Here is a 13,593-nt window from a genome sequence, read left to right on the forward strand (position 1 = left end):
GCGCCGGGCGGGCGATTTGCGGGTTGTTTCCGCTGATATCGAAGTACAATCTACGGGATATGACACCGCCTGCGGACCTCATGAAGGCGATTGCGGACGACCGCGCCGTGGCGTTTCTGGGGTCCGGCCTGTCGCTGGCTGCCGGGCTACCGGACTGGCCCGGTTTGTTGAAGGAACTGGCGGGGCAGGCGCACGCCAGCGGCCAGGTGACCGACCTGGAACGAACGCAATTGATCGAATGGGCCGGGCAATCGGATTTCCTGATGCTGGCCGATGCCCTGGTGAACAAGCTGGGGCGTGGCAACTTCATCCGCTTCATGAAGTCGAAGTTCGGCGGGGAGCCGAAGCCGACGGACGTTCACCGCGAGCTGGTCCGCGTCCCTTTTGCGGCGTATATCACCACGAACTACGACACCTTGTTGGAAGAAGCCTGGAGTGAGGTGCACCACAAGCGGCTGGAAGTCTTCACTCACGAAGACCAGAGCGAACTGAGGGATCCGTTCCGCAACCGGCGGCCGTTTCTGGTGAAAGTTCACGGAGACATTCACGGCCCGGACACGTTGGTGCTGGGGCTGCAGGATTTCCGCAAGGTGATCCACGACAACAAGGCCTACACGCGGTTCATGGAAGACGTGCTGAGCCGGTTCTCGATCGTCTTTCTGGGGTACAGCCTGAGCGATCCGGATGTGCTGAACATCCTGGATGAGCTGGTGTCGGTGTTTGACGGCGTCCCGGGGCAGCATTATGCGCTGGTGGACGAGGAGCGGATGACGAACCTGCGGGCGGGCGTCTTTCTGCGGAACTACGGGATCCAGGTGATTCCGTATAAGAAGTCGGCTCCGAATCACCCGGAAGTGTTGGAATTCGTCCAAGCGCTCTCGGCCAAGGCTCCGAAGGAGAAGGTGAAGCAGTTGGGCACGATGCCGGTGATGGTCTCGGACGATCCGGCGACTATCCCGTTGTACCAGGCCCTGAATCCGCTCTTCCGGCTGAACCTGACGCCGTGGCAGAAAATGGCTGCCCCTGTGCGGGCGCCTCGGGCGCCGATGCCGATGCGACCGGCAGCGGCCGCTGTGCCACCTCCGCGCGCCTCCGGCATGCCCTGGGATGTGTTCTCGGCGATGCGCGCGCCGGCAGCCGCGTCTCCGGCCACGGCCGATGAGCAGAAGCCGGCCTACGGTGCGACCAGGGATTACTTCACCTCGAAGCTGGGCGCGGACACCTGGGAGAAGCTCCATGCGTGGTACGAATCGCTGGGGACCACGGCTCATGGCCAGTTGCTGCGGGTCAACCTCGATCGGGAGTGCCTGCGGGAGGATTTGGAGCGGGACTTATGGAATGACCTGTTGCAGCGCCTGGCCGCGGCTGGCCCCACGCCGGAACAGCCATTCGAGGCGTTGACGGACCTGGTTCAGTCCTCCGGCAGCCGTTATCTATTGCGCGGCCGCCGGATTGAGACGACAGAGGTGCTGTGCCGGTATATGCGGCTGCGGCATTTGCTGGCGATGGCGAAGGCTTCCTCAGCCCAGACCGCATCCGCCATCGGCAGTTCCGCCGTGAAGCGGGTGGAAGCAGAGGACAGCAATACGCTGCGGATTGGTGAAGTGCTGCTGGGACGGCCGGGCGGGCCTTCCTGGTGTACGACGGCCATCTATGGCCAAAGCAAAAGCGCCGGGACGCTGGCTGGCGATCTTTGGGATGGTGCGCCAGCCGAATCGATTGTCGAGATCCGGTATGGCGCGGAGACTCTGACGCGCGACGATTATTTACGGCTGGCTACGGTACCCGACATTTACAGCGGCCGTGTGGAGGAGGCGAACATCCTGAAGGCAGCGCCGGGGGAAGGGGACTGGTGCTGGACGATCCATGTCAAAGATGCGCCGCAGTGGAAGTTGCTGGCGCCGTGCGCGGTTCATCCTACATTGAAGCTATCGGGCGCTACGAGCCAGTCGCTGCAACTGAGGGTGGTGAAATAGGCGCAGTGCCGGATTCTGGTTTCAATCGCCGAGGATCCGCCCGATTCCGCGCAGCGAAGGGATGTTCTCGAAAGCGGCTTTCAGGCCAGCCGTAATGGGGATGGCCAGGATCAGGCCGGCGCCGCCCCACAGCAGGTACCACAGCATTAGCGCGACGGTCACCACCAGGGGATTCAGGTGGACCCGGGCGCCCACGAGTTTCGGGTACAGCAGGTTCAGCGCGATCAGGTGGAACAAGGCTGTGGTGGCCCCGATGATGAGGTAAGCGCTGAGGCCCGAATAGACGGGCAGCGCGGCTACGAATGGCGGGATGACGGCCAGCGGCATGCCCAGGTAAGGGATCAGGCTCAGGAAGCCGCTCAAGGGGCCGACCACCTGCCAGTAGGGTAGCTTCACAAACCAGAAGAAGACGGCGCTGGCGGCGGCCAGGACGAGGCCCAGGAGGAAATTGCCGACCAGGTAAGCCCGGGCAACGTTGGCGATGCCGTCCCAGGCGCGCTGGATGTTTTCCCGCTTGCTGTCGGTGGCGATGATCTGCAGGACGCTGCGGCGGAAGTGATCGCGCCAGCTCAATAGGAAATAGACGAGGAAGGGCACGAATGAGGCCATCAGGGCCGCGTCGTAGAAGTCGCTGAGGTGCGAGTAAATGACGGCGACCAGTTGGCTGTCGTCCTGCCGGATGCGGACTTCCTGGATGGGCGGTGGCTGGTCTGGAGTGGCCGGCTGGATCCGGCGCTTTTTGCTGGCCGATTTGGGCGGCTCAGGCTGCGGCTGGGGTTGAGCTTCGCGCAACCGTTTGGGCACGAGCAGTTCCTGGGCCGTTTTCTCGAGACCTTCCAACTGTTGGGCAGCGGCGTCGACCAGTTCCGTGACGCGTTTGCTGTAGGTTGGCAGATCTTCCCAGAGGCCCACCACCTGGGTCCACAGGCCGAGGCCCATGAGGTAGAGGATGCCCAGCATGAACGTGCAGGCGAGGAAACTGGAGGCTCCGCGGGGGATGCGGAAGCGGATGCCGAAATTGACGATGGGCTCCAGCAGGAAGGCGAGCAGAATAGCCGAGATCAGCGTAATGAAGAAGACGCGCCCCAGGTACAACAAGACCATGACCAGCAGCACAGTGGCCAGGACCACTGGGATCTGCATGGACTGCTTGTCGGCCTGTGCGCTGGAATGAGCCATCTTCGGAGCTGCCCCATGGAGAGGACGGTGGAAGACCTAAGTGTATCCTGGGAAGCTGCTCCGGAGCGAATACAACCGGGACGGGTCAGGCAGCTCCGTCGTAGGCGTTTTGGAGCCAGGCTATGAGTTCCTCGTCCACATGGTCGGCGCCGGTCACTTTCACTTTGTGGCTGCACATCCCTTTGGGCGGCTGCAACTCCAGGCGTGGGGTGCCCGGAAAGTCCTTCATATTGAGCCCAACTTCGACCCTGGTGTTGGTGGCCGGCCCGATCATGGCGAATTGTTTTTTGCGCCGCAGGCTGACGTAGCCCTTCTTGGGGGCGATCTCGAATTCTCCGAAGCCGTTGATGGCGGCCATCAGCTTGTCGTGAATGGGCCGCAGGGCAGCCTTCGGTCCGGTGTAGATTTCATCCAGGACGGCATCGCTCGCGCCAGAGGCCGCCTTCGGTTCCGCCGGCGCACTGGCGGCCCGCAGGACCATGTGAGTGAGCGTATTTGCGTCTCCGTGGCCGAGGCCGAGATCCTGCTTGAGCATGGCGACGATCTCGCCGTGCTTGCTGAGCCCGCTGTTGAGGACGATTGAGCTGAGCTGCTCGAACGTTTTCTGGGTCTTTGCCTGGATATTCCGCAGTTGGGTCTGCAGGGCCTGGTCGACAATACTCATAAGCCCCTTTCAGCGCTTCCGGGTGGAAACTCTGTCCAGGGTAGCATCCCCACGGCCCAGCGAATTCAGGAGTTTGTCCTGGCGTTGATAGATCAACACTGGCGGATGGGCGCCCTCGGGATGCAGAGCGACATACTGGCGCTCGGCGTCATCCAGAGTTGCCAGCGCCTCTTCCAGGCGTCCGGCGGTACTGAGGGCGTCGGACTTTCGAAGGCGCGCCGCCAGATTCGCGGGCTGGAGGGCGATGAGCTCCTCGGCTTGGGCGATGGCGTGCTCGAATTGTCCCTCCAGTTCAAACCAGCGAGAGAGGATCAGGCGCCGCATGGCCGCATGGTCGATGTCGCCGGCGGGGATAGAGGCTTCCACCCTGAATCGAGCCTGGGCCGGCGGCTGGCCTGGTGTCTCGAGCCAAATCAGGTATTCACCGGGAGCGAGGCCGGCGGTCACTTCAGGAGCGAGCGTCCAAACGCGGAGGACCAGCTCCTGTCCCTCTGCCAGTTGGGCGGTGGCCTCTCGCTCGTGTAATGCGTTCTCAAGCTGCGTTCCATCCGGCTTCCAGAGGGACAGCGTCGCCGCAGCCGCCCGTTCCTGAGTTTGTGCGGTGGAGAGAAAGCCGGCAGCGACGATGAGGGCCTCGCCGGGCTCGAGCGCCGCGCCATCACGTCCGTTGAGGGCGATCGTGATCTCCAGAGAGGGCGGATCCTGGGTCTGCGCCGACAACGCGGCCAATGTCATGAGTAGGAGGAGTGTGGGTTTCATCGTACGGGTGCCTGCACAGCGTCATTGACCAGGATCTGGCCGGCGCAATTGCCGCGGTTGGGGGCTGCGGGACCAAAGCGGGACTGCGGTTGGTGGCCGGGATCGTTCACGCCGGTGCCGGCGGTAGTGTTGCATAGCTGGTGTCCGGGGATCTCGTCGCTGCGGTAGCGCAGGTCGGGATCGGTTTGGGAAGGATAGCCCTTGGCCGCGTCGTAACGCATGATGCAGGTATCGACGCCGGAGTATGGACTGCCATAGGGGCCGAGAAGGATGGGGCGACCGGCGCCCAGATCCCTGGTGTAGGGAGCTCCATTCTCATACTGGATCCGGATGGGCTTCTTTGTGCCGTTGGCTGTTTCGAAGTAGCCATTTGTGGCGTTGCCCGACCAGGTGACGCTCTGCTCCAGCGCTTCGCCGTGATGATATACGTTTACGGTGTGCAGGAGTTCGTGGACCATTGAGTCGCCCAGGTACTGGATTTCGTCCGCGGCCTCCGCCCCGGTGAGCATAGGTAGTACGACCTTGGTGATGAGTCCCGGGGTGCCTGGCCCGCCGAACGCCTGCGCGTAGCCCTGGACTGAGCTGTCGGCTTCGAGGATCACGGCATGTTGATCGACCTGGTGGGGCGTAGCGGCATGATTTGAGTTGATGACGCGATTGGCTGGAAGTTCTGAAGGCTGGAGGCGGCCATGAACCTTCAAACCGGTCAGCGTTTCGAACGTCCTGAGTCCGGCAGCCACTACGCCGCCGGCGCGATTCAGCGCGAAGTAGTCCTTTCGCTTCGGGTCACCCTCAATGTGCCGGCCGTTCTCGATGAAGCCGCGGTATTCCTCGTAGAGCGTCAGGCCGTCGCCATTGTTGCCATCTCCGGCCGGAACATCCTCCTGGTCGGACGAATCAGACAGGGACCCCACGCCCGACTGGTCGCGCCAGACCTTGGCGATCAGATCACCGTCCGCGCGCTTGGGCAGCCGTACTTCCGTCTGGGCGGGATCGGTCTCGAGGTAGCCGCGGATTTCGCGGCCATCTTCCATCACGGCGGTGACGGTGAAGCGGCCGAAGCCGCCCCAGTCGTAGGAGCCCGCGACGGCCGAGCTCTCGGTGTATTCGCCGGGAGGGGTCTCCGCGGAGAGACCGTCGCCGGAGTTCACCACGACGTTTCCGTCGGGTTCGAAACGCAGATCCGGATCGGTGCCGGGCTGCAGCAGGGGCGCATTCAAGGCGTAGCCGGGCTCGCGGGATACGTGTGCGAACTGCCAGCGGAACTGGGTCGCCTTCTCCTTCAACTCACCCGTCTTGGCGTGGAGGCGGGCGTTCAGGGTCACCTGTCCACCGAGTCCACCTCCTGTGGCAGCAGTGGGCCGGAACTGCTCAAAGTTGTCGCTGATGAGGACTTCCACCTCTTCGGGCATACCGATGGGCTGAATGTTCCAGGTGACGTCGAAGGGGAAACTGTCGGCGAGATTCGGGCCATCGAAGAGGATGCCCCAGCCGACGTCGCCGAGGTCATCGACGCGGCCGCTGAAGTTGAGGCGGCCCGGTTGGCTGGGGATGGGTTGGTGCGTGCCATAGTGATAGAACTCCGGATACCAGGTCTCGGTGACCGTGCGCACTTCCGTGCCGCTGCCGAAGACGCAGACGCCGACAGTAGTCTCGGTCGCCGGCGAGGAAGCGTAGTTGATCTGGAAGTAGTAGGTGCCGTCATCCTCGAAGAAGAGCAGCGCTTCCAAGGGAGAGGAGTCCGGCGGGCGAATGAGCGGGCCGTTCGCGACAATGGTGACGTCGTTTCGGCACGCTTTGTCATCGCGCATCAGGGTGTTGTCGACACGGAAGGTCCCGGTGACCGTGCCCGTCCAGGCTTGGCGGTTGCTGTCCCAGCGGTTCAGCAGGATCCTACCCGATGCTTCCGTGAAGATCGAGTGGCTGCTCGTCAGCTGGTTGCTGCCGCCGGAGCCGGTGACTTTGCGATGAGTGGTGAAGGTGCCTTCGAAACCTTCGACTTTCCGCCACCATTTTGAGGATTGCGCCTGGAGCAGTAGAGGCGCCACTTGGGCAAGAATAATGAGGGCAAGCCCTGTCTGAGCCCGCAGGAGAAGTTTGCGCACACTCAGGACGCGCAAGTTGCGGGCGAAAGGGATCAAGCGCCGGGCTGTTCGTTACTCCGTTTCTTCCAGCGATAGGCAGTTTTTGAGTTCTTCCAGAAGTACTTCTCTGCCGCTTCCGGGCCTCTCTTGCGGAAGTAGTCGTCCACGATCCGGAACACCTGCGGGTACTCGGCCCAGTGGTCGCTGTTGGGCCAATCGCTGCCGTAGACCAGTCGGTCTGCCCCAAACTGCTCCCAGAGCTCGTCGAGACGCGGCTTGTAGAAGGCCGGATCCGTGGGGACCTTGCCGTCGACGCGCCGCAGGACGCTGGAAACTTTTATGAACACCTGGGGCCGCTGGGTGAGTTGTCGCACCGTTGCTTCGTAGGCGCGGCGGGCTGCTGGTTGAGTGGGGGCGACGAGTTGCGGCAGGTGATCGAGTATAACGCGGAGGGTTGGCACGGCATCGGTGAGTTTGACGACATCGGCGAGTAGGGCAGGGGTCGGATTGGCGGTGTCCAGGATCAGACCGGCGTCGGCAATACTTTTCATGCCCACCACGAAGTCCGGTTTGGCGAGGGAGGCTCCGAGATCGCGCGACCAGAGGTTGCCGTAGCGGATGCCGAGGAAGAGCGGGTTCCTGAGGTAAGTCTGGAGGTTGTGCGTGAAGCCGGGCTCCGCCGGTTCCAGGCTCCCGATGGTGCCCAGAAAGAGAGGTTCGTCCTGAATGGTTTGGAGGACCCAGTCGTTGTCCTCGCGTCGTGGGCTGGCTTCCACTTCGATGGCGCCGCGGATGCCGAAAGGCGCTGAGATGGCGCGGTAGCGGTCTGGCAAGGCGGGCTTGTAGAGGGCCGTATCGTCTTTGGGGGGCCAGGGGATGCCGCCGGGACGTCGCGGATCGAAAAGATGTACGTGGGTGTCGATGATCGGGATTGGCCGGGGCTGGGCGGGCAAGGCCTGCATCATGGCGGAGGCGCCGACGAACTGCCTGCGGTTCATCGTCGAATTGTAGCGCGATGAATCCTACCGCTTGACGATCACTTCCTGCAGGTTCTCGCGGGTGAGGAAGAATTTCACCGAGGCGAACTGATGGAAGAAGCGCTCGATGGAACGGGTGGTGTAGAGCTCAATGGTGCGGGCGGATTCCCTGGGCATGAACATCAGGTGGCGGGCATCAATGATGCGGCAGGAGTGCGGTTTGGCTGCGGGTCCACCCGATTCGGGGTGAAAGAACGCCAGCAGGAAGGAATCCGGAGCGAGGATGCGATAGAGGCGGTCGAGCACCGCCTGGGCAATGGGATTGGGCAGGAATTGGAGGACGTCCCAGACGAGCGCGCCGTCGGAGGACTGGTCGGGGAAATCGAAGGTCTCGTCGATGAACTGGGCGATGCGATGGGAATCGAAGTGTTTAGTGGCGAACTCCTGCTTGGAGAAGAAGGCGTCGCAGGCTTTGACGATGTCTTCGGCGTACAAGCGGTGGCCCAGGCCAGTCACGAAGTCGAGATTGGCCTGGTTGAGTCCGCCGAGGTCGAGGATCTGGAGCCCTTCCTGCGTGCGCAGGAGATTCGTCAGGCTCTCCAAGGCGTAGGATCGCCTTGCTCCTGCCGGAACATTCGAAGAGGAGGTAGTGCTGGAGGATGGCGGCTGAGGGCGCCAGTTCATCCGCGCTTGATCTCCGGTTTTGTTTCAGGGGCGGCCTGCGCGTCCACGATGGGCGGCGCGGGTTGTTGCGGCTTGGGGGCGGGTTTGGGCGTGTCGATGCGGATGGTTTCGACGTTGCCCTTGAAGTACGCTTCGTCCTCGATGACGGGCCGCTGCGCTTTCAGGTCGCCGATGACGCGCGCACCCTTCTTGATCTCGACCCGTTCGCTGGCTTCCATATTGCCCTGAACGGTGCCGACTACGACGATCTCGCGAGCGCGGATTCCGCCCTGGACATGGCCGGTGGCGCCCACGGTGAGGCGGTTTTCCGGCAGGTCGACGTTGCCTTCGAGGCGTCCATCGATCACCAGATCTTCCTTGCCCTGGATATGTCCGTTGATGACGAGGCTCTTGCCGATGGAGGCGGTCACCCGGGCGGAACCGTACTCGGTCTGCCTCGTGGGATAAGCACTCACTGGAATAGCCTCCCTGCTTTGCTCCGATGCAGCTGGCGCCGGTGACGAAGGCCGGTACTGGATGTCGTCTTCCTTTTTATTGCGGTTCCACATGTCTAACAGTCTCCTGTGTCCTTGGACCCCCAAGGCTGCAGCCGCAAATAGCGGCATAAATTGCTAAGGCCTGCCGGATTGTTCCTATGGTAGAGGTCCAAAGGCGGCGAACGCAATGCCCATCGAGGGGGTGGAAGCATCCGGGACCGTGAATTGGCATAATGGCAGCGTGTCAAAAGCGAAGGATCTGGAAGCGAGACTCGAACGGCTTGAGCAGCAGTTGGGCGTCTACCAGCGGGTAAGCCGTCTGATGGTGCGCGAACTGAGCCTGGCCGATACTCTGCAAGCCATCGTCAAGCTGGTCCACGACTTCACTGACTGTGATTCGTGCCTGCTCTACCTTCTGGACCGCGAAGAACTGGTGTTATGCGCCACCTCCAGCCCACACCCGTCGCAAATTGGAACTGTCCGGCTGAAGCTGAGCGAAGGGTTGACGGGGTGGGTGGCGCGCGAGAGGAAACTGCTGGCTCTCGGCATGGAAGCCTATAAGGATTCGCGATTTAAGGCGTTCTCGGAATTGCCCGAAGATACCTACGAGGCCTTCCTCTCTTCGCCCGTGATTGCGCGCAATCGGGTGGTGGGTGTACTGAATGTGCAGCACCGCACGCCGCACCGTCACACCGGCGCGGAGATGGAGTTGCTGACGACCATTGGAGAACAGGTAGGCTGTCTGCTGGTGTTGGCGCGGATGTCGCCAAGTACCATTGAAGAGGCGAATCATGTGGAGCTCGTCCGTTCCCATGGTCACATCGCACGGCGAGGGGAAGATGAAGAGAAAAGCTGAAGACCTCTACCAGGCAAGCCGGCGAGCTTTCCTGGCTGGGGCCTGTGGGTTGGGGATTGCGGCTGGCCAGGACTCCAAGCCACCGGCGAAGGCGGAGCCGAAGAAGGGCCGCGACGATATTGCGGAGGGGATGTACTCGGCGCGAGCCGCGGAGATCCCCATGGGGCATGTGGCGCGGGCGGATGCATCCACGAAGCCGTATGGCGGGATGCGCTGGCGCATGCAGTACCAGTTTGACCAGGACGATACCGACGTCGTATTGAACGACCTGCGATTCGCTTCGGCGGAACGGGGCATTGCAGTGGGTGGAATGGTGCGCAAGGGCAGGGGCGAGAACTTCGCCCTGGTTACTCGCGATGGCGGCCTGCATTGGACGCAAGTCAAGATGAAGGATTTGCCCTACTCGCTGTTCCTCCTGGACGAGTCAAGGTACTTTTGCGTCTGCCAGGGCTCGCTATGGTATTCCAACGAGAGCGGAGTCAGCTGGGAGAAGCGCAAGCTGCCCAAGACCAAGAAGGAAGCCGAGATTGCGCGCGTCCACTTCATAGACGACAAAAACGGCTGGGCCTTCGGTGCCGGGTTGAATGTGTACCGCACCATCGATGGCGGCATGAACTGGGCCGAGGTGCCGGAAGCGAGCGCCCTGAAGCTTAAGCCGGAGAACACGGAATGGGCCTGGATGAACTGGATCGGGGCGAAAAACGGCATTCTCGTGGGGACTTCCGCCGCTCCTCCGCCAGAAGGGTCACGGCTGCCGGATTGGATGATCCCCGAGCGGGCGATGCGGCGGCGGGCGGTGCCGGGCTCAACGATCGTCTTGGAAACCAGGGATGGGGGCACCACTTGGAAACCTTCGATGGTTTCCTCGTTTGGCCACGTAGTCAGGATGCGCGGCGGCAGCATGGCTCTGACGCTCTTTCAATATGGCGAGAGCATGGATTTCTCCTCCGAGGTTTATGTTGTGAACCTGCGCGGAGGCTCGAACCGGCCGTACTTCCGCCGCAAGGATGTTTTTGTCTACGATGCTGTGCCGCTGGCCCTCGGCGGAGGCCTGGTGGCCGCTATCGAGACGCGCGGCCGCATGCGCACCAGTCCTATTCCGGGCAAGTTGCGCATCTTCCAGGACACAGGGTCTGAATGGCGGGAGATGCGTGTGGACTATCATGCTTCCGGCGTCCGGGCGGTGCTGGCTTATGTCGATGACAGCCATATTTGGGCGGCCACCAGCGAGGGGGTGATTCTGAAGCTCGGCTAGTGGTAGTCTTGCCAGATGTCACTGTCTCGCCGAAGCCTGTTTAGCGCCGGCGCGGCTGCCTTGGCGGCTGCTCCCGTTCAAGTTGCCGCCCAGTCCAAAGCGCAGCGCCGAATCCAGCTCGCTGTTTCCACTTACTCCTACTGGCACTTCAAGCCGACGAAGTATCCGATCGAAGATGTGATCGAGGATGCTGCCCGCCAGGGTTTCGACGGCGTCGAGATCCTTCACCGCCAGATGACCGATGAGTCGCCCGCCTATGTGAACTCGCTCAAGAAGCGCGCCTTCACCCTGGGCTTGAGCATGCCCATGCTGTCCATCCACCAGGACTTCGTTTCCCCTGCTGCTGACGAACGCGCGAAGATGATCGACCACACCGTGCGCTGCCTGGAACTCGCCGCCCGCATGGGGATTCCCTGCGTGCGCCTGAACTCGGGGCGGTGGAAGACCATTCCGGATTTCAACGACCTGATGAAGGTGAAGGGCGACGAACCGCCGCTGCCCGGGTACAAGCTCGAAGATGCCATTGGGTGGTGTGTCTCCTCGATTGAGAAGTGCCTGCCCACATGCGAGAAACTGGGCGTCATGCTCGCGTTGGAGAACCACTGGGGGCTGACAACGAGCATCGACAACCTGCTGAACATCCACGCGAAGGTGAACTCACCCTGGCTGGGCATCAACATGGATACGGGGAACTATCCCGGCGACCCGTATGCCGGCATTGAGCGCCTGGCGCCGAAAGCAACCATCGTCCAAGCCAAGACTTACTATGGCGGTGGCGAGTGGTATACGCTTGACCTCGACTATAAGCGCATTGCCGGGATCCTGCGCAAGGCCAACTACAACGGTTGGGTGAGCCTGGAAATGGAAGGCAAGGAGACCCCGAAGACAGCGGTAGCGAAAAGCTACGAAGTGTTACGCCAGGCGTTTTCCTAGACCAATGGCTCGCTCGCAAGGGCGAGCCTCTACCTCATCGGTGGTGTTCCTTCTGTCAGGGGCGTGGCTCCGGCCGGAGTGGTTACCCGAGTCTCGCAAGTGTTGAGAATTCCCACAGGACATCAAGGTCTGATATTCTGAAGGGGACAGAGGCCGCGCGAGGGTCATTTGGCGGTAAAACTGTCATAGAAGGTAATCATACATGCCTAAGACGATCGAAGTGACCGAGCTCATTCTGAGGGACGCTCATCAGAGCCTGATGGCGACCCGCATGGCGATGGAGGACATGGTTCCTGCGTGCGAAGACATCGACAAGGCCGGCTATTGGTCCGTTGAGTGTTGGGGCGGGGCCACGTTTGACTCCTGCATTCGTTTTCTCAATGAAGATCCCTGGGAGCGTCTCCGTACGTTCCGCAAGCTTTTACCGAATTCCCGCCTGCAGATGTTATTGCGCGGTCAGAATCTGTTGGGTTACCGCCATTATGAAGATGGTGTGGTCGACCGATTTGTTGACAAGGCCGCCGAAAATGGCATGGACGTCTTCCGCGTGTTTGACGCGCTGAATGACATCCGCAACGTCCGCCAGGCCATCAAGGCCGTCAAGAGAGCCGGGAAGCATGCGCAGGGCACCATTTGCTACACCGTGAGCCCTCTGCATACCGTCACAGGGTATGTTGAGATGGCCGAGCAGTTGGTCGACCTGGGTTGCGATTCCATTTGTATCAAGGACATGGCCGCGCTGCTGAAGCCGCAACCGGCTTACGACATCGTCAAGGCGATCAAGGAAGCTTGCGGCGAAGAGTTGCGGGTTCACGTGCATGTGCATGCAACCACGGGCGTTACCCTCGTCAGCCTGATGAAGGCGATCGAAGCGGGCGCCGATTGCGTCGACACCGCCATCTCGAGCTTGAGCCTGGGACCGGGCCACAATCCCACGGAAAGTCTCGTGGAGATGTTGGAAGGCACGCCGTACGTCACGAAACTGGACAAGAGTCGCCTGTTGAAGGTCAAGGAATACTTCGCCGGCATCCGGCCGCGTTACAAAGAGTACCTGTCCAACATTACGGGCGTTGAAACCGAGATCTTTGACAGCCAGATCCCTGGTGGCATGATCTCCAACATGGAGAGCCAGCTGAAACAGCAGGGCGCCGCGGACCGGCTGAAGGAAGTGCTGCTGGAAGTGCCGAGAGTCCGCAAAGACGCCGGCTATCCCCCGCTGGTCACGCCCTCCAGCCAAATCGTTGGAACGCAAGCAGTTTTCAACGTGATGATGGGCCGCTACAAGGTCCTGACGGGCGAGTTCGCCGACCTCATGCTGGGCTACTACGGCACAACGCTGGGCCAGCGTGACCCCGAAGTGATCAACCTCTCTCACAAACAGGCCAAGAAGAATCCCATCACCTGCCGGCCGGCTGACCTGTTGAAGCCGGAATGGGACCAGCTCCGCTCCTCAGGTCTCGCCCTGAAGGGCTGCAATGGCTCGGATGAAGATGTCCTGACCTACGCCATGTTCCCCCAAGTGGCGCCTAAGTTCTTTTCCACCAGACAGGAGGGTCCGAAGAACCTCGGCAAGGACCCCTCGGCCAAGCCCGCCGCCGCTCCGGCGCCAGGCGGAAACGCCGAGACCGGCAAGGGGCCGGTGATGTCCACCATCTCCTACGACGTCAAGCTGAACGGCAAGACGCACAAGGTGACTGTGGCGCCTTCCGCCTAACGCGGAGGTTGAGGTTCGACGCGGCCCGGGCCGGAG

General features: G+C 61.7%; 12 protein-coding genes. 5 read left to right on the forward strand and 7 right to left on the reverse strand.

All coding sequences use genetic code 11. The features are described from left to right. Nucleotides 1-59: 59 nt before the first annotated feature. The gene (locus ACR9Y2_RS25280) at nt 60-1,976 is read left to right on the forward strand and encodes an SIR2 family NAD-dependent protein deacylase (RefSeq protein WP_435044480.1); all 1,917 of its coding nucleotides are present in this window, start codon (nt 60-62) and stop codon (nt 1,974-1,976) included. A gap of 21 nt (nt 1,977-1,997) precedes the next feature. On the opposite strand, the gene ACR9Y2_RS25285 is transcribed toward ACR9Y2_RS25280, so the two are convergent. From ACR9Y2_RS25285 to ACR9Y2_RS25315, 7 genes are all read right to left on the reverse strand, one after another. Further along, nucleotides 1,998-3,155 (reverse strand): AI-2E family transporter, encoded by a 1,158-nt coding sequence (locus tag ACR9Y2_RS25285; RefSeq protein WP_435044481.1) that lies wholly within the window; start codon nt 3,153-3,155, stop codon nt 1,998-2,000. An 85-nt stretch (nt 3,156-3,240) separates the two neighbouring features. Next, on the reverse strand, nt 3,241-3,819 hold the full coding sequence (locus ACR9Y2_RS25290; protein WP_435044482.1) for a DUF5655 domain-containing protein: 579 nt from the start codon (nt 3,817-3,819) through the stop codon (nt 3,241-3,243). A 9-nt stretch (nt 3,820-3,828) separates the two neighbouring features. Further along, complete coding sequence (locus ACR9Y2_RS25295) at nt 3,829-4,578, reverse strand: tetratricopeptide repeat protein (RefSeq protein WP_435044483.1); 750 nt, start codon at nt 4,576-4,578, stop codon at nt 3,829-3,831. Continuing rightward, a complete protein-coding gene (locus ACR9Y2_RS25300; protein ID WP_435044484.1) occupies nt 4,575-6,683 on the reverse strand; it encodes a hypothetical protein in 2,109 nt (702 codons plus the stop codon). The genes ACR9Y2_RS25295 and ACR9Y2_RS25300 overlap by 4 nt, the downstream gene beginning before the upstream one ends. Before the next feature lie 32 nt (nt 6,684-6,715). After that, on the reverse strand, nt 6,716-7,660 hold the full coding sequence (locus ACR9Y2_RS25305; protein ID WP_435044486.1) for an amidohydrolase family protein: 945 nt from the start codon (nt 7,658-7,660) through the stop codon (nt 6,716-6,718). 24 nt (nt 7,661-7,684) lie between these two features. After that, nucleotides 7,685-8,323 carry a hypothetical protein gene (locus ACR9Y2_RS25310; RefSeq protein WP_435044488.1) on the reverse strand — a complete coding sequence of 213 codons (639 nt, stop codon included), beginning with the start codon at nt 8,321-8,323 and terminating at the stop codon, nt 7,685-7,687. Further along, nucleotides 8,320-8,871 (reverse strand): bactofilin family protein, encoded by a 552-nt coding sequence (locus tag ACR9Y2_RS25315; RefSeq protein ID WP_435044489.1) that lies wholly within the window; start codon nt 8,869-8,871, stop codon nt 8,320-8,322. The genes ACR9Y2_RS25310 and ACR9Y2_RS25315 overlap by 4 nt, the downstream gene beginning before the upstream one ends. 169 nt (nt 8,872-9,040) lie before the next feature. Between ACR9Y2_RS25315 and ACR9Y2_RS25320 the strand changes: the two genes are divergently transcribed. The 4 genes from ACR9Y2_RS25320 to ACR9Y2_RS25335 all read left to right on the forward strand — a co-directional run bounded on the left by ACR9Y2_RS25320 (nt 9,041) and on the right by ACR9Y2_RS25335 (nt 13,557). After that, nucleotides 9,041-9,655 carry a GAF domain-containing protein gene (locus ACR9Y2_RS25320; RefSeq protein WP_435044490.1) on the forward strand — a complete coding sequence of 205 codons (615 nt, stop codon included), beginning with the start codon at nt 9,041-9,043 and terminating at the stop codon, nt 9,653-9,655. Continuing rightward, nucleotides 9,639-10,910, forward strand: a complete 1,272-nt coding sequence (locus ACR9Y2_RS25325) for a WD40/YVTN/BNR-like repeat-containing protein (RefSeq protein WP_435044492.1) — start codon at nt 9,639-9,641, stop codon at nt 10,908-10,910. Before ACR9Y2_RS25320 ends, ACR9Y2_RS25325 begins: the two co-directional genes overlap by 17 nt. Nucleotides 10,911-10,925: 15 nt before the next feature. Beyond that, nucleotides 10,926-11,843: a sugar phosphate isomerase/epimerase family protein gene (locus ACR9Y2_RS25330; protein WP_435044493.1), complete on the forward strand. Its 918-nt coding sequence runs from the start codon at nt 10,926-10,928 to the stop codon at nt 11,841-11,843. A 202-nt stretch (nt 11,844-12,045) separates the two neighbouring features. After that, on the forward strand, nt 12,046-13,557 hold the full coding sequence (locus ACR9Y2_RS25335; RefSeq protein WP_435044494.1) for a methylmalonyl-CoA carboxytransferase subunit 5S: 1,512 nt from the start codon (nt 12,046-12,048) through the stop codon (nt 13,555-13,557). Nucleotides 13,558-13,593 lie beyond the last annotated feature (36 nt).

The sequence above is a fragment of the Paludibaculum fermentans genome (assembly GCF_051172195.1).
Lineage (GTDB): Bacteria > Acidobacteriota > Terriglobia > Bryobacterales > Bryobacteraceae > Paludibaculum > Paludibaculum fermentans_A.

Bases quoted from the DNA above. Each gene is read 5' to 3' on its own strand.
- ACR9Y2_RS25280 (WP_435044480.1), top strand. From the start codon at position 60: ATGACACCGCCTGCGGACCTCATGAAGGCGATTGCGGACGACCGCGCC.
- ACR9Y2_RS25335 (WP_435044494.1), top strand. From the start codon at position 12,046: ATGCCTAAGACGATCGAAGTGACCGAGCTCATTCTGAGGGACGCTCAT.
- ACR9Y2_RS25325 (WP_435044492.1), top strand. From the start codon at position 9,639: ATGAAGAGAAAAGCTGAAGACCTCTACCAGGCAAGCCGGCGAGCTTTC.
- ACR9Y2_RS25285 (WP_435044481.1), bottom strand. From the start codon at position 3,155: ATGGCTCATTCCAGCGCACAGGCCGACAAGCAGTCCATGCAGATCCCA.
- ACR9Y2_RS25310 (WP_435044488.1), bottom strand. From the start codon at position 8,323: ATGAACTGGCGCCCTCAGCCGCCATCCTCCAGCACTACCTCCTCTTCG.
- ACR9Y2_RS25305 (WP_435044486.1), bottom strand. From the start codon at position 7,660: ATGAACCGCAGGCAGTTCGTCGGCGCCTCCGCCATGATGCAGGCCTTG.
- ACR9Y2_RS25315 (WP_435044489.1), bottom strand. From the start codon at position 8,871: ATGTGGAACCGCAATAAAAAGGAAGACGACATCCAGTACCGGCCTTCG.
- ACR9Y2_RS25290 (WP_435044482.1), bottom strand. From the start codon at position 3,819: ATGAGTATTGTCGACCAGGCCCTGCAGACCCAACTGCGGAATATCCAG.
- ACR9Y2_RS25330 (WP_435044493.1), top strand. From the start codon at position 10,926: ATGTCACTGTCTCGCCGAAGCCTGTTTAGCGCCGGCGCGGCTGCCTTG.
- ACR9Y2_RS25295 (WP_435044483.1), bottom strand. From the start codon at position 4,578: ATGAAACCCACACTCCTCCTACTCATGACATTGGCCGCGTTGTCGGCG.